Origin of the sequence: uncultured Streptococcus sp. (genome assembly GCF_963521865.1) — a bacterium.
GTDB lineage: Bacteria > Bacillota > Bacilli > Lactobacillales > Streptococcaceae > Streptococcus.
Genome location: NZ_CAUQWY010000003.1, coordinates 98,089 through 117,548, shown reverse-complemented (window position 1 = coordinate 117,548; position 19,460 = coordinate 98,089). Strand labels below are relative to the sequence as shown.

Genomic DNA, 19,460 nt, shown 5'->3' with positions numbered 1-19,460 from the left:
AAATACTGAAATTCTCTCACATCCTTCTCCTACCGATAACTATTTATTATCACTATACAAAGCACCCAAATAAGTTTATAATAGCATGATTATTGATAAAGGAGATTTTTATGGATTATAAACTTATTTCTACTTACTTAGATTATTGCAAAACTCATAAGCGTTTGAGTTCACACACGATTCGCGCTTATAAGAATGATCTTATGCAATTTTATAACTCAGACTATGATAATGTCGAATCCTATATAGAACACTTGACACAATCTAACATAAAAACGAATACATTAAGAAGAAAAATTGCTTGTATGAAGGTGTTTTATAACTATCTAAAATACCAGAACATAATTGAAGAGAACCCCTTCAATCAATTGCGTTTTCAATTTAGAACTGAAAAAATATTGCCTAAAACGATTCCATATGACATTCTGAAAAGTATTTTTTTATATTTAGAGCAGAGAGTAGTTCTATCTAAAACTGACTATCAAAAACAACATGCAGAAAGAAATCTACTAATTATTTCACTTTTACTTTCAACAGGTATCAGAATTTCTGAACTTTGTCACATTCATCTCAAAGATATTAATCTTTCCAATAAGACACTCCGTATTATAGGAAAAGGTAAGAAAGAGCGTATCCTATTTTTAGGAGATCAAACAACCTTCAATTTATTAGAAACATATATAAATAAAAACGGAAAGGAATCTAATGAGTTCCTATTCCCAGGGAAACATTCGCCTAAACCATTGTCAGAGCAAAGTGTACGTTTAATTTTAAAGAGAATCGTTGAACAAAATAGCTTATCTAAAACTATTACACCACATATGTTTAGACATAGCTTTGCAACAATGCTTCTAGATAATGATGTAGATATTCGATACATTCAACAAATTCTTGGACACAGTTCTATATCAGTCACACAAATCTATACTCACGTATCTCATTCAAAACAAAAAGAAATACTTAGTTCTTTTAATCCTATGTCAGTGATTCATTCTGAAATCGAATAAGAGACATTTCCGGAGGTTACAGTTTACTTCATCTTAAATTAATGTTTGTAGTTCGACTTCAGTTAATAGATTTTATACTCAACAAAAGCAAAAAGCATACAAAACTCCACTTTGAATCAGCATTTATACTAGATTCCGTATTAAGAACTCCATAACTGTTTTTCTAAAATATAACTTTCAAATATCCTTAAATATAGATGAGGAAAAACTCAATCTCAGAAGAAAATGGAGTAAATCTTCCTACAAGAAAACGCATAGTATCAAGTTTCAACACCTAATACTATGCGTTTTTCTGATTTTAAAGACTTTTTTATCCTAAATAGACTATATTTTAAAATTCGTGATCTAACCACCATTTCGATTAGTTAAATCTTTCAATCTTTCTTCTCCAGATTTAAGCATATCCTTTTCTACCTGACTCCACTCTCCAAACAGTAACTCGTGAAGAACAGCTGCTGCTGATATTTCATCATCTCTCGAATCGTAAACACAGGTCCTATCTCGTTGATAGATTTGGATTTGTTCAAAGATACCTAATTGCTCCAGCTGGTGGGTATTCTCAACTAGATTGTTCACTATCAGATCATGATGTTCTTTTGGAGTTGCGCGTGCTTGATTTGGATTGATGGCGTACAGTTCTTCATAACGGATAAGAGTACTTAGATAGGACAATTCGGGCTTTGTTGCAATTAAGGCTAATTGTACTTCATATCCCTTATTTTTCAAGAGTTGTGCTGTTTTCTTTGGAACATCAATCGTTCGTAAAGTTCCCTCTATCAAAAGATTGTATCCCAAATGACTCAATTCTGTTACTAAAGACTCTACCATTTTACCTGCAAAATCTTTGGTGTATTCTACACTATCTTTGCCATATTCTTGCTGCAGTTCTAAATAGTGTGGATGCTGAGAACGAAAACTATCGCCATCTATGATAACAATATTTCCTTGAAATTCTTTCTGTTTAATACGATGAATTGTAGTCTTACCAGCACCACTTTGTCCTCCAAGTAAAATCGCTATAGGTTGCTTACTGGACTTTTTTCCTCTTGTCAGTGAGCGAAGGTTCCTTGCTAAAGCCTGTTTAAATTGACTATCAGTATAATCTTGGATTCCCATTAGGCTACCATCCGTTTTTCAGATATCTCTAACATACGTTCAATTCCATCCAAATAGCCGCTATACCTCTCTATTTCATCAAAATTTTCTACTAAATAGATATTCGTATGAATCAAGTCAGATAGATCATCACTCATTAAAATCCAAGGATTAGATTCATCATCAATGCTAATTCCCTGACTATCTTGATAACGATAGAGTCGAGATAATAGATTAGCACCTCTTTCTTTCACAATTTCAATTTTTAAAGTCAATTCATAATCTTCAACAGGATTAAGCATTTTATCTTCCCCTACAATATCGACATAAGATACATTAAATTTCTGACAAATGATGTCTATTAATTCGGTAGAAACTGAACTCGTTCCATTTTCATAACGACTCAGACTATTTCGTGAAATACCTACAATCCGTGCAAATTCAGGTTGTGTTAAGTCATGTGTTTTACGTAAGGATTTTATGTTCTTTCCAATCATGGCAAACTCCTTTATTTTTCTAAATCCATTATAGCATAAAAAAGCAGAACGCACCAAAATTGGTGCGTTATTTCTTGTTTTTCTAGCCTAAACTTTACTTCTAAAAAAGCCACCTTAAAGACTAATTCCTTTTTCGGTGGCTTTTCAAAATACTATACAATAAAATACTCTTGTTTAATTTTTGTAAGCAGATTGTTAGCAACCGAAGTTACACCAACATGCATCAGTTCAGGATCAGAATAATCTAGATTACGAGCATAGCCTTCTGCAACAGTCTGAGCAATACGCTCATCCAATTTATAATTAGAGGCTTTTAATAGTGCTTGAAATAATTCTGAACTATATAGTTTAATATTATTTTCCAATGATACTGCTGCCATTTTTGTAACTCCTCTCCTGTTTTTGATTGATAAATCTTCTCTATTTTAAAAGATTGGTTGTGAGTGGATAATTGTTTAAAAGAATAGGGTTTTCTAAACTTTTTTTGAAAAGTTTGTGTTTGTATTTTGGCTTGGTTTTCGAATCAAAAAGAGAGAATCAAGTTGATTCCCTCTCTATGTTAGTTTTTACTTATTTTCCCTATAGGAAAGCTAGGATCTATTAAAAAATTCTTTTTTCTGTGAACTTCCCCATCTTTCGATAAATAGAATTCCCACTAACAAAAGGATAATCAGGCAAGGAAGTAAGAACATCCCCATGCTCCAATTCAGATTGACATTATCAATTTGCTTAGGTAATCTTCCAGATAAAATCTCCACTGAACGCAAGTAAGTAAAGGGAATCAGATGTGCAATTCTTTGAAGAGGCTGAATTGTTTGGATGCCAAACAATAAGCCAACAATCCCAATGAGTGAAAGAAAGAGAACAGGCATTTTTTGCTTGAAAAAGTAAGCAATCAAGTACACTACTTCCACAATGATGATAAAGGCTAAGAAAGCTAATAACAAGCCAGGAAATAACACATCTTGTATCTTTCCAATAGTTACCTCTTGATTCACTAAGCTATAAATCGGGTAGGGATAATCTAACTGTCCAAAACCACTTATCAGACTTCCCACTAGAAAAGAAAATCCACAGATTCCGATAAACAACACACTTACATAACCCACTCCAACTCCAAGAGAGGACATTGCAAATATCACTTTTGAAAAAGGATATAACTGAGCTGTATCTAGATGATTTTGATATCTTTCTGCAAATAGTTGTGTTAGCATAAAAATAATAGCAACCACAAACAAGCTTGGGATGATAGCCTCTAAAATCCAGACAATCTGATCAATCCCGTGGGTCGGATAATCTAAATTGTGGGCTTTTATGTTCAAGGGATACAGGGCTTGGTAAGTCTTTCGTTCGCGGTCAACCGCCATTTTTAAGTCAGAGCTAGAAGTTGGTTCCTTCGATACAATTTCATAACTCTTTTCTTCAGCTTGCCACTGCAAATAGTAGGCTTCTTTCCAGCGTCCTTCTTTTAACAAAGCCAGAATTTCTTTCTTTTGAGTCAAAAGATTTTTTTGCAAGTCTAAATTTTCTTTAACAAACTGGTATTCCTCCGAGCTGGTGTCAGACATTTGAGAGAGTTTCTCTTCATTTTTATTGATAGCTCTCTCATTTGCTACAAGATGAGTATCCAACCGACTCTCCAAGCTGACTGAGTTTGCAGTCCGACTATTGAAATAAAAGGTAACACCGAGTACAGATACAAATAAAGCTAAGATAATCCAGTTTAAGCGACTTTTGAAAACTTTTTTTAATAAAAATAGACCAACATCTTTCATAAACTAAACCTCTTCTATCTTTCCCTGATGAATGGTTACTATTCTATCGCAGACGTCAACCAACTCTTCCTTATAGTGGGAACTCAAAAGAACCAGCTGCTCTTGTCTATCAATTTGTGCCAGCCTATCAAAAAACTTCTGTCGATAATACTCATCTAAGCCATTTGTAATCTCATCCATGAGCCAGCATTTCGCATGACTGAGAAAATACATGGCAATCACCAAGCGTTGCTTCATCCCTAAGGAATACTTGCGAATGGGAAGACTGATATAGTCAGACATTTCCCAGTAGGCGATTTCATCCCTCAAGTTTAGATCTGACTTCCAGATATTTTTTATAAGGCGAAGATAGTCCATCCCACTTAAGTTTCCATCCAGCCATTCAACGCTCTCATAATAAAAGAAAGAAGGAGGAGCTACAATATTTCCACTACTTATAGGAATTAAGTTGCTAATGGCGCGGAACAGGGTCGTCTTTCCAGAGCCATTGATAGCAAGAAGACCATAAATCCTACCCTTTTTAAAGGTGAAATCCGCATCTTGCAAGATGACTTGTCGCGTTTTTAGGGTAACATGAGTAAGCCTTAACATATCAAACTCTCCTTCTTCTAAACATTTAACTATTAATATCCTCCAGTATAGTAGTTTATGACCTCATAACGATCGTAATTCCAGCCAGAATCAACTTTATACTCTGAATAGCTGTCATAACGAGACCATGACGGAATCCAAGCATATTGATGGTCGTGATAGTTGGTACTATATTCCCAAACCGTATTCCAATCATACCTGTAACTTTTAGTGACTGTCACAGCAGATACACTGGACTGAAAAAGACCAAGTGATAACAAACTAGCTAATAAAGCAACTTTTGCTGATTTTTTCATGGTTTTCACCACACTAATATATTTACTTTTGAAAGCGCTTTAATTATATCATTTTTTCTCTGTTATGCAATAGTTTTTTTATTTGTTATGTAATAATTTTTTTGATCCGAAAAATCTTACACTAAACGCTAGCAACTGGAATTTACTCTAAGACGACTCTGTTTTAGGGCTATTTGTCGTGCACTTTTTTCTAAGTCTTTTCGCTTTTGAACCCTTATATATCAAGAAAAAGAAAACTAGTGGAAGTTAGTCTAAGACGAATTTCCACTGATTTCACGCGTTTTTCTCATACTAAAAGCTATGTTGTGAGAAACTGGAAGTTAGTTTTAGAAGTTACTGGTTTTCTAAACTCATCAAGCATTTCTTCTTTTGTAATTTCATTCTGACGAAAATGAGCTAAAACTTGGGGTGGATTGTCATCGGTCTGAACACCATAGATAAAATCAAAATGATGTTGTAATTCATCTGGATTCTCCCGATTTTGAATTACAAATTCCGCAAAATCTAAATCTGACTCTGACTTTTTATATTTTGAAAAATAGTGACAATGATAGTCAGTGCTCTTAAAAATTTCTATAAAATTTGAAATACGAAATTCTACTATACTACCTACTTCTTCTTCAGAGTCAAAAATATTATTATTAGAGGTGCTTCGATTTAATACTTCAACTTGCTTGTTAATAAATTTTCTAGCTTGTTCAAAGTCAGGTGTGATATAGAAACCAGGTCCAAAGTCTAGCTCACTTCCTAAATTAAATTTAACATCGATTCCTTTTTTCAAGGATTCTAAATGTCTCAATAATGTAGCATGAAACCACTGCGTCTGACCTAGTTGCTTTTCCTGCTTGGTAGTCAACTCCAAAACATTTACTTCCTTCCGTCTTTCCTAAATCTCTCTAAATTCTTCTCCAATTGTTCCTTATGAAGTTGATTTTTAGCTTCCTTTAATGTGTCGTCCAAAGTTTCTTCTCTATAAGTTGCTTCTGTTTTTAGTTGTTCTGATCCTTGATCTTGAGTGAAAATGATATCTAGCAGTCGGTCTATTTTTTTAAGATCTTGGACAGACATATCAGATAGTCGATGAATTAGCTTCTTAAATACATCACTATTGTCTTGATTTTTCTTAAAAAATGTTGTAAACATCTATAACCTCTCAAAAAAAGCAGCCTATCAGGACTGCTTAGTGTAATTCCGAAATCGCATCATAAATGGACTGCAATTTCTTATTGTCTTTATTCTTTGTGTCAATTAACGTGTGTAGCCCTTCAATTTTCTTTTGACTACTTTGAATATCGCTATTGTTATCTGCAATAAGTCTTTTAAGATGTTGCTGATAACTTGTAGTGATATCTGTCTCTTTTCCTGTTCTAACCTCTGTAACTTTGGGTTTAGAACTAGAATTTGATTCCGTCACAGGTGCTTGTTTACGCTTTTGAAAAGCTGCTTCAGAATTTACTTCATTACCTCCTTGATGATTTCCAAATAAGGCCGCAATTTTATCTGGATCTTCTTGATTTTCTGATTTACTTTCTAATGGTTGATTAAAATTCCAATCTTTTGTCATTCACTCATTTCATCCTTTATAAATTCAGAATCATCGAATTGTCTTTCTTTGCCAAATGCATGGTCAAGAGCTTCTTCAAAACTCATGTGACTAATGCTTTGACGCCTTTTGAACGTCGCAAACATCGCTGTCTCCAGTTGCTCTTTGTAAGCAGCTAGTTTTTCTGTCTCTCTTGCTACCTTGTTTTCTTGCCTAGTGACCTTTTCTTCTAGGCGTTCAATAATGGTCATATACTATCCTCCTTCATTCTAATATTAGCTAAAACACCTTGATTTTGTTATCACAATTCTAAACATTGAGAGGTTTGTCTTATTGGTTGATTCCTCAAGGTCTCTTTTGCATTCTCAAGCATAAATTTTAAATCTGATTTGTTTTCTTGAAGAATATCGTTCCAGTCTCGTTTTTCTTTCCCAGACTCATTATCAGGTAAATCCAGTAAAACAGGAAATCCTGATTGAGATAACTTATCAGAAAAATCTTTACCTGCATCATCACAATCTACTGCCAGTGTCAATAAATCAGGATGATTATTGAAATAGGTAGTGGTATCACGAATTGTATTGATCAAAGGCAATAACTTTGAAGGTGTTACTGTATCTAAGAATTCCAACTTCTGATTTTCTTCAGCTATCAGTCGTAAAGTTTGATAAGCCACAACAGACCTTTTTAATCCCTCCATAGATACCAAACGAACATCAGTTAGACTTTGTTGATGAAGTTCGTAATAGCTCATCAAGTCGATGAACGATTCACAAAAGACCAGTCTATTTGGTTTACCAATGTCAAAGGATATTCCAATATGTCCATGGCTTCCTTTTAGAATCGTTTTTAACCTCTTTCTAGAAAGAGAGTGATTCTTATAAATCCCTTGTAGGCTTGCTGCTTGCAGTTTGTGACGATGATCAAAGCTTTTAAAAACGATAACAGGTTCAACTATTTCATTTGTTTTCCAACTAGCTTGTGCTATCAAACCTTGTTGAATCATCTTTTCTATGATTTCTTCTGAGATTCCTCTACATTCTGTTAAATAATATCTAGCCAGACTGCAGTTAGAATCTTCTATTCTCTTTAAAGGATAATAAAATGGTCTCTCTCTTTTTTCTTGAACAGCTTCTTTTTGAAAAGGTTCTTCAGAAAGAAAGGCTAGAGTATCTTTAAAGGAAATTCCCTTAACAAGTCGAACAAAATCAATGACATCACCTTGAATATCTCTTGAAAACCATTTAAAAGTATTGGTAGTTGAAAAAATCCGAAATGAATCGTGTTCAGAATGCTCATAGACACTAGTCGAAACTTGTTTAAAGGGGATACCTAAACGATTGGCTACATCAAGAATTGAGATTTGCTTACATTCTTCTATTTCCATGCAATATCATCATTTTGTTGTAGTATTTGGCAGTGATGGTATTGATGATGATTCTTCTAAAGTTTTGGGAGTTGCATTATCTAAATCATCTAACCCAGATTTCCAAACCTGTACTTGGTTGACCAATAACTTACCAGGTAGTTTAGAAAAGGATAACTTAACTGTTCTTGTTTCTGTCTGATTAGTCTTTGATTGGTTGGCATTCTTTAAATCAGATACATAGGTTACATTATAAGAGACCATGGCAATAGCTTGATTAGTAGTCTGATTGACAAAGATATCAGCTTTTTCGAAATGATAATCCAAAATATAGTCCTTATAAACTTGGTTCATGGCATCATTTTGACTTGTCAATTCTTGAGAATAAGCCGATTCAGTCATATAAGGTTGAATGCGTGTATTATTTTCTCCGAGCTTTTCTTTCGTATAGTACTGTGTCAAAAATTCTTTTACAGTATCTGATGACAAAATGCTTGCTTTATCTTCTGCTTGTTTATCCTCTACAAGTTTAGCTGCAGCCAATTCGATTTCTTTGCGACTTTGTTTAGCAGTAGAATGTTGACCAGCAGTATATCCCATCATGAGAATAAAGCTAGTTGCGGCTACTGCTCCAACACTAATTAAGGCTTTAGTTTTGACTTTATTTAACATCTTAGACCTTCTTTCTATAAAAACTAGGTCAAGAATAACAAAAAGGACTTGTAAGTTTTATCACAAGAAAAAGTATAGCCTCTAAAACTCAATTTCAAGAGAAAATTAAGAAAATCTTCCCACAATAAAACGCATAGTATCTGGTTTTTTCAATGCCTGACACTATGCGCTTTTTTCTTTTAAATACTTTTTGCCCAGTTCAACTTCTTAAGAAGGCCAAATGATATTCTCCATTCAATTTAACTGCTACTTTCTCGTGGATAGACTGATTTTCTAAAGAACATATTTCTCCATATTTCCAACTTTCACGCTCCCCTGATAATCTAGTGACTGACTTCACTTGATTATCTAAGTTAGCAACTGTAGCACTAAGCTCTTCTTTTGGAATAATTTCTTCAGTAATTGTAAATGATTGTTCCCCTATCTTCAACTCTCTGGCTTCTTGCTCATTGATAGCAAATCCTCCTACTAAGCGAACATTAAATAAGTCAGAAACTTTTAGTAGTTCTTCTTTAGAAATATTATCAAGTAGTCTACATTTATAGAAAGTACTATCAATTTTTATGGCAAATTCTCTATTCTTGGTCTGATATAAGTCACCAATCTCCAACAAATCATTCTTTATTTTATTATTGGAATCATCGTAAGATATTTCATAAGTATCATCATGATTGCTTACTTTACTTTCAATATCTTCATATGAAATTAATTGATTAGTTACACCATAATGCTCTCCTTTATAATCGAATCGATTATAACTTGAGTCGAGAAATTTAACATCAAACTTCTCATATGTACATCCAGCCAATCCAAGTAAACTTAAGAAAAAAATTACGGAAAGATAGATCTTTTTGAATTTCATAGTTCTCCTCCTAATTTTCTATAGTTAAATTATCAAAAATCAATAACGCCTCCCTCCAATATGTCTTTACAGACTTATTTTGGATATGAAGTAAAGTCAAAACAATTCCCAAACTTCCATCCAAAAATTTAACACTTCCTTCATTTCCATCAGAATAGTAGCTATCTTCCTCAAAACCAAACTTTTTTGATATAGTAAAACTACTTAATATTTTTTCTTTAATTATGGACAAATACTTATCCCAAGGTTCTTCTTTAAAAATTTGTTTGTATAGAAAACCAATTTCATATAATCCGGAATATCCATGACATAATATAGAGGATTGTACACCCACTGGACATTCCAGTGAAGCAATCAAAATGTTCTTTGATTTTTCTACCAATTTTTGATCTTTCAAAAATATCCCCACATACAGATAGAGCAAACTGATACCTGGACTACCATAACACCAAGCATCTCTAAAATATTCTTTGTTATCTAAATCACTACCCTTACTATATTCGTCCATATCAATAGCCGATTTCCACTTATATTGATTAGTCCCATCTGCTATTTCTGATCTATCATATATTTCAATAATATTTTTTAAAAATTTTTTTATTTTTGTTCGGACAATTGAATTATAGAATTATTTTTTCAGAATATAATCAGAAATTGGCAATATAGAAAAAGTTTTCGACACGTTTTAATAAAATATTTGTAATACTATTTTGAATCTACTATGGATTAAATACTACACTAAGATTCGAAAACTATAAATTGATATAATATAGTTATAAAAACAAGATACGAAAAAGCAATGTAACTAACTCCTGAGAACTTTAATTTATTGATTAGTGTTAAAAAGACGCCTTATAAAATATGACATCCTATCTAGATACGACTTATAAATCCAAAAACATTAAGTATAGAAGAACAGTTGATATTAATCTTGAGTTATTCACTCTATTATCCAACTCAACGTCTTCTAGCTTTTGATTTTGGTAATGGAATAGCTACAGTCAACAAAACAATAACATGGGGAGAAGATATTCTTCTTTCTTCAAGTCGATTTTACTTAGACAACTTAGAAGAATAGCTATTGATGTCCCAGAAAGACCTTTTCAACGACCTAAAAGAAACACACCATAAAGACACAAATCAGACTCGCTTTAAAAATACATCATGCATGCCAATTAGTTTTTTTCAGATGGTCATACGCATGATTTTACTCACTTTAAAGAAAAAATGAATCATAGTTTAACAGAAAATCACTTGTCTGTGTGTATTTGAGTTATTTAGGCATTGTGAATCTTCATGAGAATACATTTATTCCTATTAAAAATTCTAAAAATCATCCATTGACTGAAGAGGATAAGCAGTTTAATAGAGAGAGGGCTACAATACGAATTAAAATTGAGTATTTTAATACTAAGTTTAAAACTTTTCAGATTAAGGAATAACCTTATCACAATCGAAAAAAATATTTGAGAATGGTCTATTTATTTCGGACTTTACTAAGTGAGACGTACTAATAATCATACTTCAAATATCTGATCCTTAACTATGCCATAAAAATACTTGTTAGTGTAATGTTCGCTTTAGTAAGTCAAGTGGACATTACCCATCCATAATTAGATATTAGCATCTTTTATATCAAGTAGTTTTGTGATAAAATGTAATTATTCCATATAAATTTTTTCTAATGATGGTTTAGTCTTTTATCATTAGAAAACTTATGGGACTTTTTTCAATAAAATAAGCGCCATAAGTTCTATAGGGGATTCACCCACTATAAAACTTATGGCGCCTATTTTAGATACCTAATATTATGTATTTTTTGCTTTTAAAGACTTTTACCCAGTCTCTATTATCTTATTTTTATTTACATTCGGTATTAAGTTTTATGAATTTTTCTTTATTAATCGTTCTTATTGCTGGCTTACTATCTGTAATAATCTCCTTCACTATATTTTCATAAATCTGTTCTGGGATATCACTTGGTTTTTCAGGAGATAGATATAGTTTAGGTATCATAGTATTATTTAATTTAAAAATCTGTTTTTTATCCACTACTGTATTGCGGACAAATGGAACTTTATCCCCTGCCCTTATCAAAAAATAACTTTCTCTGAACTTTTTATTTCCTCCACATTTAGCTATCATCGTAGCCTTATGAGTTTGACACTTAAACAATATCTTGTTATTTTGAACATTTGAATGACAGATATAATAATGCCTTATTAAGGCTAAATCAGAATTTACATCAGGGAAAGGCATTAAAACCTTAATAACATCCTTCTTGCTAATCAATGACTAATCTCCCACTTGATTCGACTTCAACATAAACTGGATTCAACAATTCCTCGTTTGTACTTAACGAATCCAGCAATTCTAAATGTTCCTCGTTTAAATTCATAAAATCCTCTTTTGAAAATACAAAATTCTTTTGATCTATCCTTAAAATTTCATAGTCGTAGTCAGGCTCCGAACTTTTTAAAAGGTCTAAAATTTCAATATCATCATCTGTAATATCTTTTTCGATCATTGGAATTTGTTTTTTTCCAGCATCAATTTCTTCTTTATGAGTAGACCACATTTTAAATTGATGCGTCAAATCAGATAACTCGGAATCTGTCAGTGTATTAATAATAAATTGACTTATTCTAGCATTACTTTCATCAATATCAAAATCACATTGTTTTTGTTTAAGATAATCTTGAACTTCAGCTTCTCTATAGGTGATATCACCGTAAAAATTTGAAAATACTGGTCCATTTTTATAAGCTTTTAAATATGTAAAATCAGAGTCTTTTTTTTCTACAAATTGAAACATTTCATATAGAAACAAGAATTTTTGTAGTTGTAACTTTGAGAACTTAGTAATATCTTCTTGCTTGTTAAGCCAAGCAATCTTATCTAACATACTTTTGGAAGTATTTAAAACCATATTCTCCTCCTTATGATTACAAATAAAAACACAAGCACCACATCTGTCACCTGCGTTCATCTGTTTCCCTTCTATACTTATATAGTACAACTATGTATAACTTTTGTCAAGGAATTTCACTTAAAAAATCTAGTAGAGAATAGTTTGCCGGTAGTTTGGAACTTACTAGATTACGACATACCTGTTGTATGACAAATAAGCCACCCGTATGACGAATGGCTATGATTTTTCAGATATAAAATTACTCTACTTAGTATATGATTGAGCGCCTTTTCTGCTTACAACTACTAAATTAGCAACAAACAATAATACAACATAAAAAGTTAAAGCTAATAAATTAGTTGTGCTTCTAAAATTATTTTCTAAAATTATATTAACTGGTAAAATTACTGGAATCCAAAAAATATTAAGAAAAACTTTATTTGTTGCAAATAATATAAATAAACTTTCTACAACAGCAATAAGTAAATTGCCACCTTTCGCAATAAACAATGTCAATAGCATGTGGAAATGATTTAGCAATATTAGTAATAACCAACTAACTATTCCTACGTAAAAATAATATGAAAAGTGTTCTAACTCTATACCTACAACTACCCATAAAGGAATAGTAAGTAAAGATAATAGTAAATCTAACACAAAAATTTTCGCTCCCCATATACTGGCTGTATTTCTCGAGCCTTTAATATTCTGATAATTATTAGCATTGATTTCTTGTTCAGATACTAATAAAGTGATTATCGTAGTTATCATACAATAGCCTAACATGGGTAAAAAGATAATATTTTCCAATACAATTGTGTTATTTACAGATAATATGTAAATTGGAATTGTCAATAGTTGTATAGTAGACAAAATCAAAATAATGTATAGTTGATACGAACCTTTAAATTTAATCATTTCACTTTTTAGCAATTGGATCATTACTTAACCTCCAATTTAACATTAACAAAGAAACAATAAATAGAATCAATGATAGAAATACGGTAAATACTACCATTTTAACGTCTGTTACATGATTTGTTAAATCTAAATCTCCTGACGGTTTTATATACATAAGACTATAAGCAATTTTATAATGATATGTAAAAGGAAAGAAGAACCAAAAGCTACTTTGAGCGATAAAAGGTGCAACCAAAAAACAAATCAAGGAGTTAATAGATACTAAGATATAGGGGTTGATCCGTTTCGAAAATAGATACAAGAGTGGCAATACCCATATGGATGTTATCGAAATAAGTACTAAACAAATTAAGTCACCAATTATATTCAATGATATTAAGTCGCCATACAAAAAATTACTTGTAAATAATAATATAGCTAAAAACCATACGTTCGAAATGAGTAAATCTTTTAATTTTAAAAGTATCTTTACGATATATATTTTTATGCTATCATTTCGAAAGTATATATTCTGGAAGTTTCCTGCAGCTTCTTCTGCTTTATAATCATATAAAAATAACAATCCAATAAGCGTGTACAAAAAGACGGCTTCCCACCAATATATTGAAAAACTTTCTAGAATACTCGGTCCAACAAGTAATACAGCTATTAAAATCGACAATCCAGGAGCTATTATCAAGAATTTTTTGGATGTATTTTTTCGCTGTTTTAACCATTCTGATTTAAATATTTTTATCATATTGCGTCACCTCCATGAACAATTCTTATAAATAAAGATTCTAAATCATCACTTTGAACATTCGAACCATCGTAAAAAATTTGACCATCATGTAAAATAACAACTTTATCTGCCACTTTACTAACTTCATACAGTTGATGGCTAGATAAAAGAATTGTCATTCCTGATTTCTTTAAAGAAATCATTAAATTCAACAATTCCTTTATACCATCTGGATCCAATCCATTGGTAGGTTCATCTAAAATGAGCAAATCTGGACTAGTAATTATTGCCATACCTAATCCCAAACGTTGTTTCATACCTAAAGAAAAGCTCCCTGCTTTTTTCTTTCCCGTATTAGATAGCCCAATCAAGTTTAATACTTCATTAATTCGTTCGTCAGAAATGTCATATAACAATGCTCTTGTTTTTAAGTTATCATAAGCAGATAAGTTCATGTAGATAGCTGGAGTTTCAATAAGCGCTCCAATCTCATATATACCCGCATTTTTTTTCCCATTAAAAATAACCGTACCACTATCAGCATTTTCAAGACCAAAAATAATCTTCATAATTGTTGATTTTCCTGCACCATTAATACCTAATAATCCACAAATACTCCCCTCTTTTATTTCAAAAGAAATATTTTTCAGTACTTCTCTATCCTTATATGATTTTCTAAGTTTTTGAACTTGTATATTCATAACTATAATTCCTCCTTGTTTTATATTTGTATGTTATACTTTATTTTTCAAAATTTGTTCAGAATTTCCAATTTTACAAAATTAAAAAAATAGACAGTCCTCAATTTAGAAAACCATCTATTTTTATACATAACTATTATATGGAAGCTATCTAATATATCCTTACAGAATTATTTTTTAATAAGCAACGTCACTTGAGCGCCACCTCTATCTGGATTTGATAAAAACAATTCTCCTAAATGTCTAGTTGCAACTTGTTTAGCAAATGCTAACCCTAAACCATAGTGCTTATTATTCCTACCTTTATTCTCAGTATAAAATAACTTATCTGCATTTAATAAGGACTGTTCAGTAAAAGGCAGACCATTATTCCACACTACAAAATTAATATACTCTGTTTCCTCAATGATAGTAAGCGTAACTTTTTTTTCTCCAGAACTATATCTTGCTGCATTTGCTAAAATGTTAATTAATGCCCGATTTAAATTAAAGCGATTTCCCTTAAAAAATATTAATTTTGTAGTATTAATAATTTTGAAATCAACCTTTGCATTATTCATTACAGATTTCGCTTCTACTGACAGCTCACTTAAAAATTCGGATAAATGTATCTGTTCTCCATAATCTTTATCTTCAATTAGTAATCTTGAATAATCAATCATTGAACTAAAGTATCTTTCAAAAACTACTATACTGTTATTCATTGACTGAGTGTATTCCTTCTGTTGAACAGTCAAGTTAGTTAATTCAAGCAACTCTAAATTTCCCTTTAGTACTGTTAAAGGAGTTTTTACATCATGAGCTAATGCACCAACTTGAAAAGATAAATCTTCCTTCTCCCTTCTCTCTGATTTGAGTAAATTAGTTAACTCGTCGTCCTTTTGATATAATACAGAAAGAATTTCATCGAACTCTTGTATTTGAGCAGGAATGTTTTTATCTTTAAATGTTAACTGTCCCATGTTTAAAGTCTTTTTTTGTATGAGGAGAAAATTATTTGAAAATTCTTTTATTAATCTTGTAAGTGACCAAATGAGTAAAATTGTTTCGATAACGAAGAAAAATAAATAAGAAAATAGATTAAATGAAAAGTGACGCAAATTCGGATTAACAAACTCAGGTATCATGGGTTGCCTGACAGTAAGTACAATCTCTGAATTAGCGTAATACCCATAATACACTGCATCATTACTTATGGATTCATTTTTAGCAAAAACTTCTCGATAGGCTGGCAAATCCTTTTTTTGATAGTTACCCTCTTCAATTGTACCCGTCTTGCGATTAAATACAACATAGTCAAATATAGAGTTATTCATTGCTTGGACTACATCACTTAAATTGCTGCTATCACTCACTGAAATTTCCATTTTAGAGCCGTATACATTTAATTGTCCAGTAAAAACAAGTAAATAAGTAAATATAAAAAATAAAAGTATACTCAGTAACGTACCTGTTACTAGTTCTAAAACAGTCCTTATTATGCGCCCTCTAATTGTACTCTTCTTACTCATGCCACTTGTATCCCATACCTCTAACTGTTTTTATAGGATTAATTCCATACGATGAGAATTTTAATCTTATTTGATAGATATACTCAGATATTGAACGAAAGAGGGTTTCAGCATCATCATCATAAACATTTTCATATATATCTTGTACAGTAAAAATTTTTCTTGGATTGCTAGATAATAGCTCTATGATATCATATTCCCTACTTGTAAAAGCAAGACTATCTCCATTAATACAAACAATTTTTTCTTGTAAATAAATCGTTATTGGGGATAATTCTCGAACAATTTGATTACTTAATTCACCTTGTTTGTATCGTTCTTCTCGTTTGAGATTTGCAGCAACTTTGGCAATTAATTGATTGATGCTGAAAGGTTTTGTAATATAGTCATCTCCTCCTAAATTCAACCCTGATACTATATCATCTTCGGTATCTTTTGCACTAACAAAAATAATAGGAGATCTTACTTTATTTCTAATCTGCTTACAAATTTGCATACCATCTATATTAGGCATCATTACATCTAATAAAATCAAATCAAATCCTTTGAAATTATTAATATTGATTGGTACGGTGACTTCTTGATACGTCGTTACCTGATAGTTTTTCATCTCTAAAATAGTTCGCATCAGTTTCAAAATTTCAAAATCGTCATCTACAACTAATATCTTATACATTCTATCACCTCAAAATATTTTAGAGAACTATCTGCAAAGCTCCGTATTCTTGACAAAGAATAGTCTCAATACATCAATTTGTAATTGTTCTTTATTTTTTAAATTATATTTTTAAAAAATAGTACAAATCTATTTTACACTATCTTGAACAAAATTCGTAATATTTAATAATCTAATTTGAGTGCCGTCAATGTCATTACCTATACAGCAATTATCATACAATAATTTAATTACCTCATCTGGTTGATCTTTCAAATGATATTTCTCAATGATTAACCCAAGTGCTGCTGAAACCTTTGGTGTTGAAATGGATGTCCCATAAGCATAAGTATATTTCCCTTCAAGTGTCGGTACAATGACCCATTCTTTTTCAAATGCTTTATCATTAGTCCACTGTTCATATCCAACTGTTGCTAGTTTATGACTTCCTCCTCCTGTTGCATATATATCTATTATATTATTTCCTTTATTTGAAAAACTAGATACAAAATCGTTATCATTTACTGACCCTACTGTTACAACATTGTCTAATCCCGCAGGAATATCCATAACTTTTCCATCTATATGTGAATAATCCTTCCCCTTAAGTTCTCCAAGGTAATGTTTCAATGATTCTTGATTATTTAAATCTAGACCCTCATCACCTACTGAAGCAACAATTATTGAACCCTGACTATACGCATAATTGATTGCTCTCTGATAAATGTTAATTAATGCTGTTTGGTCATCTTCTATAGTTGAGTTTTTTAGCAAGTATTCACCCAAACTTAGATTAATAACATCAACATCATCTTTCGCTGCTTGAATAATTGCCTTTAATATCCACTGATCTTGTGCATTTCCTTTATCAAATACTCGATACATTCTAACTTTCATTCCAGGAGCAATACCTAAATAATTTCCGTTTGATGAAATCTGTCCAACCACAGAAGTTCCATGGCCTGTTTTATCTAATATATTTTGATTATCAATTAAGCCCGTTTCCAAATCCGCTGTAAAGTTCTTGACAGAAATAATATTTGAAGATACTTCTGGGTTATCGTAAGTAACACCTGAGTCTATCACACCAATAGTAGCTTCACCAGTAGATTTATGACTAAATTTTCTACCTGTACCAATACTCTTTTGCATATCCCATTGATAATCCCAAAAATTCATATTGTTAGTTGTAATTACACTTTCTCCATACAGATAAGTGACATTAGGCTTTACATTCATCATACCATCAATAACTATTTCTTTTATCGAATTATTATTTTCTTTCTTTATCTCTTCTTTACTTTTTCCAGTCGAAACAGTAATAAGATTTATTTCAGGAATAATATCGATAATTTGCATACCCTGTTTAATAAATTTTTGTTGGATAGTATCAACTGTTTCTGTCTCTTTCAGTAGTATATTATATTTAAAATCTGATCCAGCAGTCGCTTGAACTCCATGGACTGAAAAAAATAATGGAAATAATACTCCAACTGATAATAAGAACTTTTTATTCATATAATCCTCCTTAATGTTTTTATTTGAGATTATACCAGAGAAAATTCAGATTTTATTCAGAGAAAAAATCATCTTTACACTACTAGTGAAATTCAAATTTAAGAAAGAATCAATTTCTAAAATTTTTCATGTCCTAAAAACGGCATAAGTTTTGAACTTGTTCAGATTATTTTCTATCCCTTCTTCCACTTATATCCTGTCCAGCATGCTAAAGCAAGTAAAACTAAATTAAAGATGATAAAGAAAGTCGTAAAACCAAATAATCCATTTTGAGCTAAATCTGCCGTGTAAAGTTCAGTCTCAGTAAAGAACAGATAAATTCCATAACCCTCCACGAAAATAAGAAAACTGACAAAACCAATCAGGAAAAGTCCACCGGCAATTAGAAAGAGTCTCCATAAAAGAATGAGAATTCCTCCTACTGCTAAAAAAATTACTGGGATAAGGAGTAAATCATTCATGACTTTCTCCTTCCTAGTCAATCAATTGACGATAATGGGTGGCAAGAGAGGAATCAAACTCTTCTAATTTTTGAACCAAGCCCAAATACTCCTCTTTCTCATAATCTTCAAAGTCCACACCTCGATGATTCTGAAGAGCGATTTCCAATTGGTTAGTGAGTTCTTGTATAGAAAAGCTGTAATCGCCTGTCACTTCCTCATAATGTTCCTTTAGTTCCTTATAAGCTTGATACTCTTCAGGGGTTTGAAATCCCTGTACCAAGGTCTCTTCTAATTGATAATAGGTATCTTCCATCATAATCATTACCTCGTTTCTTTCTATCTTTATTTTACCGCGCTTTTCTTTTCTTGTCCGCT

At 31.6% G+C, this 19,460-nt stretch carries 25 protein-coding genes and 1 pseudogene; 2 read left to right on the top strand and 24 right to left on the bottom strand.

Annotation, left to right across the window (positions count from 1 at the left end; all coding sequences use genetic code 11):
• Positions 1–110: 110 nt before the first annotated feature.
• On the top strand, positions 111–1,007 hold the full coding sequence (locus tag RWO85_RS02085; protein ID WP_314413688.1) for a tyrosine-type recombinase/integrase: 897 nt from the start codon (positions 111–113) through the stop codon (positions 1,005–1,007).
• A 345-nt stretch (positions 1,008–1,352) separates the two neighbouring features.
• Here the strand turns inward: RWO85_RS02085 and pezT are convergent, their stop codons facing one another.
• The 14 genes from pezT to RWO85_RS02015 all read right to left on the bottom strand — a co-directional run bounded on the left by pezT (position 1,353) and on the right by RWO85_RS02015 (position 10,305).
• Complete coding sequence (gene pezT / locus RWO85_RS02080; RefSeq protein WP_314413687.1) at positions 1,353–2,123, bottom strand: type II toxin-antitoxin system toxin PezT; 771 nt, start codon at positions 2,121–2,123, stop codon at positions 1,353–1,355.
• Positions 2,123–2,599, bottom strand: a complete 477-nt coding sequence (gene pezA / locus RWO85_RS02075) for a type II toxin-antitoxin system antitoxin PezA (RefSeq protein ID WP_020903357.1) — start codon at positions 2,597–2,599, stop codon at positions 2,123–2,125. Before pezA ends, pezT begins: the two co-directional genes overlap by 1 nt.
• A 152-nt stretch (positions 2,600–2,751) precedes the next feature.
• Positions 2,752–2,979 (bottom strand): hypothetical protein, encoded by a 228-nt coding sequence (locus RWO85_RS02070; RefSeq protein ID WP_314413686.1) that lies wholly within the window; start codon positions 2,977–2,979, stop codon positions 2,752–2,754.
• A 210-nt stretch (positions 2,980–3,189) separates the two neighbouring features.
• The gene (locus tag RWO85_RS02065; RefSeq protein WP_314413685.1) at positions 3,190–4,374 is read right to left on the bottom strand and encodes a hypothetical protein; all 1,185 of its coding nucleotides are present in this window, start codon (positions 4,372–4,374) and stop codon (positions 3,190–3,192) included.
• A 3-nt stretch (positions 4,375–4,377) separates the two neighbouring features.
• Positions 4,378–4,965, bottom strand: a complete 588-nt coding sequence (locus RWO85_RS02060) for an ATP-binding cassette domain-containing protein (protein ID WP_125417178.1) — start codon at positions 4,963–4,965, stop codon at positions 4,378–4,380.
• A gap of 32 nt (positions 4,966–4,997) precedes the next feature.
• The gene (locus tag RWO85_RS02055; RefSeq protein ID WP_031233184.1) at positions 4,998–5,186 is read right to left on the bottom strand and encodes a hypothetical protein; all 189 of its coding nucleotides are present in this window, start codon (positions 5,184–5,186) and stop codon (positions 4,998–5,000) included.
• A 373-nt stretch (positions 5,187–5,559) separates the two neighbouring features.
• Entirely contained in the window at positions 5,560–6,123 is a 564-nt protein-coding gene (locus tag RWO85_RS02050) for a DUF3990 domain-containing protein (RefSeq protein ID WP_314413684.1), read from the bottom strand.
• 5 nt (positions 6,124–6,128) lie between these two features.
• Entirely contained in the window at positions 6,129–6,404 is a 276-nt protein-coding gene (locus tag RWO85_RS02045) for a hypothetical protein (protein WP_314413683.1), read from the bottom strand.
• Between the two features lie 37 nt (positions 6,405–6,441).
• On the bottom strand, positions 6,442–6,825 hold the full coding sequence (locus tag RWO85_RS02040) for a DUF5945 family protein (protein WP_314413682.1): 384 nt from the start codon (positions 6,823–6,825) through the stop codon (positions 6,442–6,444).
• Positions 6,822–7,055 (bottom strand): DUF5965 family protein, encoded by a 234-nt coding sequence (locus RWO85_RS02035; RefSeq protein ID WP_314413680.1) that lies wholly within the window; start codon positions 7,053–7,055, stop codon positions 6,822–6,824. Before RWO85_RS02035 ends, RWO85_RS02040 begins: the two co-directional genes overlap by 4 nt.
• Before the next feature lie 50 nt (positions 7,056–7,105).
• Positions 7,106–8,191: a toprim domain-containing protein gene (locus tag RWO85_RS02030; protein WP_314413678.1), complete on the bottom strand. Its 1,086-nt coding sequence runs from the start codon at positions 8,189–8,191 to the stop codon at positions 7,106–7,108.
• A gap of 9 nt (positions 8,192–8,200) precedes the next feature.
• Entirely contained in the window at positions 8,201–8,842 is a 642-nt protein-coding gene (locus RWO85_RS02025; RefSeq protein ID WP_314413676.1) for a peptidylprolyl isomerase, read from the bottom strand.
• Positions 8,843–9,041: 199 nt separating this feature from the next.
• The gene (locus tag RWO85_RS02020) at positions 9,042–9,704 is read right to left on the bottom strand and encodes a NisI/SpaI family lantibiotic immunity lipoprotein (protein ID WP_314413674.1); all 663 of its coding nucleotides are present in this window, start codon (positions 9,702–9,704) and stop codon (positions 9,042–9,044) included.
• A gap of 10 nt (positions 9,705–9,714) precedes the next feature.
• Positions 9,715–10,305 carry a lanthionine synthetase LanC family protein gene (locus RWO85_RS02015; protein ID WP_314413690.1) on the bottom strand — a complete coding sequence of 197 codons (591 nt, stop codon included), beginning with the start codon at positions 10,303–10,305 and terminating at the stop codon, positions 9,715–9,717.
• A gap of 228 nt (positions 10,306–10,533) precedes the next feature.
• Here RWO85_RS02015 and RWO85_RS02010 point away from each other — a divergent pair.
• Positions 10,534–11,143: pseudogene (locus RWO85_RS02010) on the top strand (IS5/IS1182 family transposase); the annotation flags it as partial.
• Positions 11,144–11,564: 421 nt separating this feature from the next.
• Here RWO85_RS02010 and RWO85_RS02005 read toward each other — a convergent pair.
• From RWO85_RS02005 to RWO85_RS01960, 10 genes are all read right to left on the bottom strand, one after another.
• Positions 11,565–11,996: a hypothetical protein gene (locus tag RWO85_RS02005; RefSeq protein ID WP_000623950.1), complete on the bottom strand. Its 432-nt coding sequence runs from the start codon at positions 11,994–11,996 to the stop codon at positions 11,565–11,567.
• Positions 11,989–12,693, bottom strand: coding sequence for a hypothetical protein (locus RWO85_RS02000; RefSeq protein WP_314413672.1), 705 nt, complete (start codon positions 12,691–12,693; stop codon positions 11,989–11,991). Before RWO85_RS02000 ends, RWO85_RS02005 begins: the two co-directional genes overlap by 8 nt.
• A gap of 186 nt (positions 12,694–12,879) precedes the next feature.
• On the bottom strand, positions 12,880–13,557 hold the full coding sequence (locus RWO85_RS01995; protein WP_314413670.1) for an ABC transporter permease: 678 nt from the start codon (positions 13,555–13,557) through the stop codon (positions 12,880–12,882).
• Positions 13,535–14,275 (bottom strand): hypothetical protein, encoded by a 741-nt coding sequence (locus tag RWO85_RS01990; RefSeq protein WP_000590350.1) that lies wholly within the window; start codon positions 14,273–14,275, stop codon positions 13,535–13,537. Before RWO85_RS01990 ends, RWO85_RS01995 begins: the two co-directional genes overlap by 23 nt.
• Positions 14,272–14,958: an ABC transporter ATP-binding protein gene (locus RWO85_RS01985; protein WP_001025883.1), complete on the bottom strand. Its 687-nt coding sequence runs from the start codon at positions 14,956–14,958 to the stop codon at positions 14,272–14,274. Before RWO85_RS01985 ends, RWO85_RS01990 begins: the two co-directional genes overlap by 4 nt.
• A gap of 170 nt (positions 14,959–15,128) precedes the next feature.
• Positions 15,129–16,469 (bottom strand): sensor histidine kinase, encoded by a 1,341-nt coding sequence (locus tag RWO85_RS01980; RefSeq protein WP_049502161.1) that lies wholly within the window; start codon positions 16,467–16,469, stop codon positions 15,129–15,131.
• On the bottom strand, positions 16,462–17,145 hold the full coding sequence (locus tag RWO85_RS01975; protein WP_000276746.1) for a response regulator transcription factor: 684 nt from the start codon (positions 17,143–17,145) through the stop codon (positions 16,462–16,464). The genes RWO85_RS01980 and RWO85_RS01975 overlap by 8 nt, the downstream gene beginning before the upstream one ends.
• Positions 17,146–17,274: 129 nt before the next feature.
• Positions 17,275–18,642, bottom strand: coding sequence for a S8 family serine peptidase (locus tag RWO85_RS01970; RefSeq protein WP_314413668.1), 1,368 nt, complete (start codon positions 18,640–18,642; stop codon positions 17,275–17,277).
• A gap of 173 nt (positions 18,643–18,815) precedes the next feature.
• Positions 18,816–19,103 carry a DUF5966 family protein gene (locus tag RWO85_RS01965; protein WP_314413666.1) on the bottom strand — a complete coding sequence of 96 codons (288 nt, stop codon included), beginning with the start codon at positions 19,101–19,103 and terminating at the stop codon, positions 18,816–18,818.
• A gap of 13 nt (positions 19,104–19,116) precedes the next feature.
• Positions 19,117–19,401, bottom strand: a complete 285-nt coding sequence (locus tag RWO85_RS01960) for a DUF5962 family protein (protein WP_314413664.1) — start codon at positions 19,399–19,401, stop codon at positions 19,117–19,119.
• Positions 19,402–19,460: the final 59 nt, after the last annotated feature.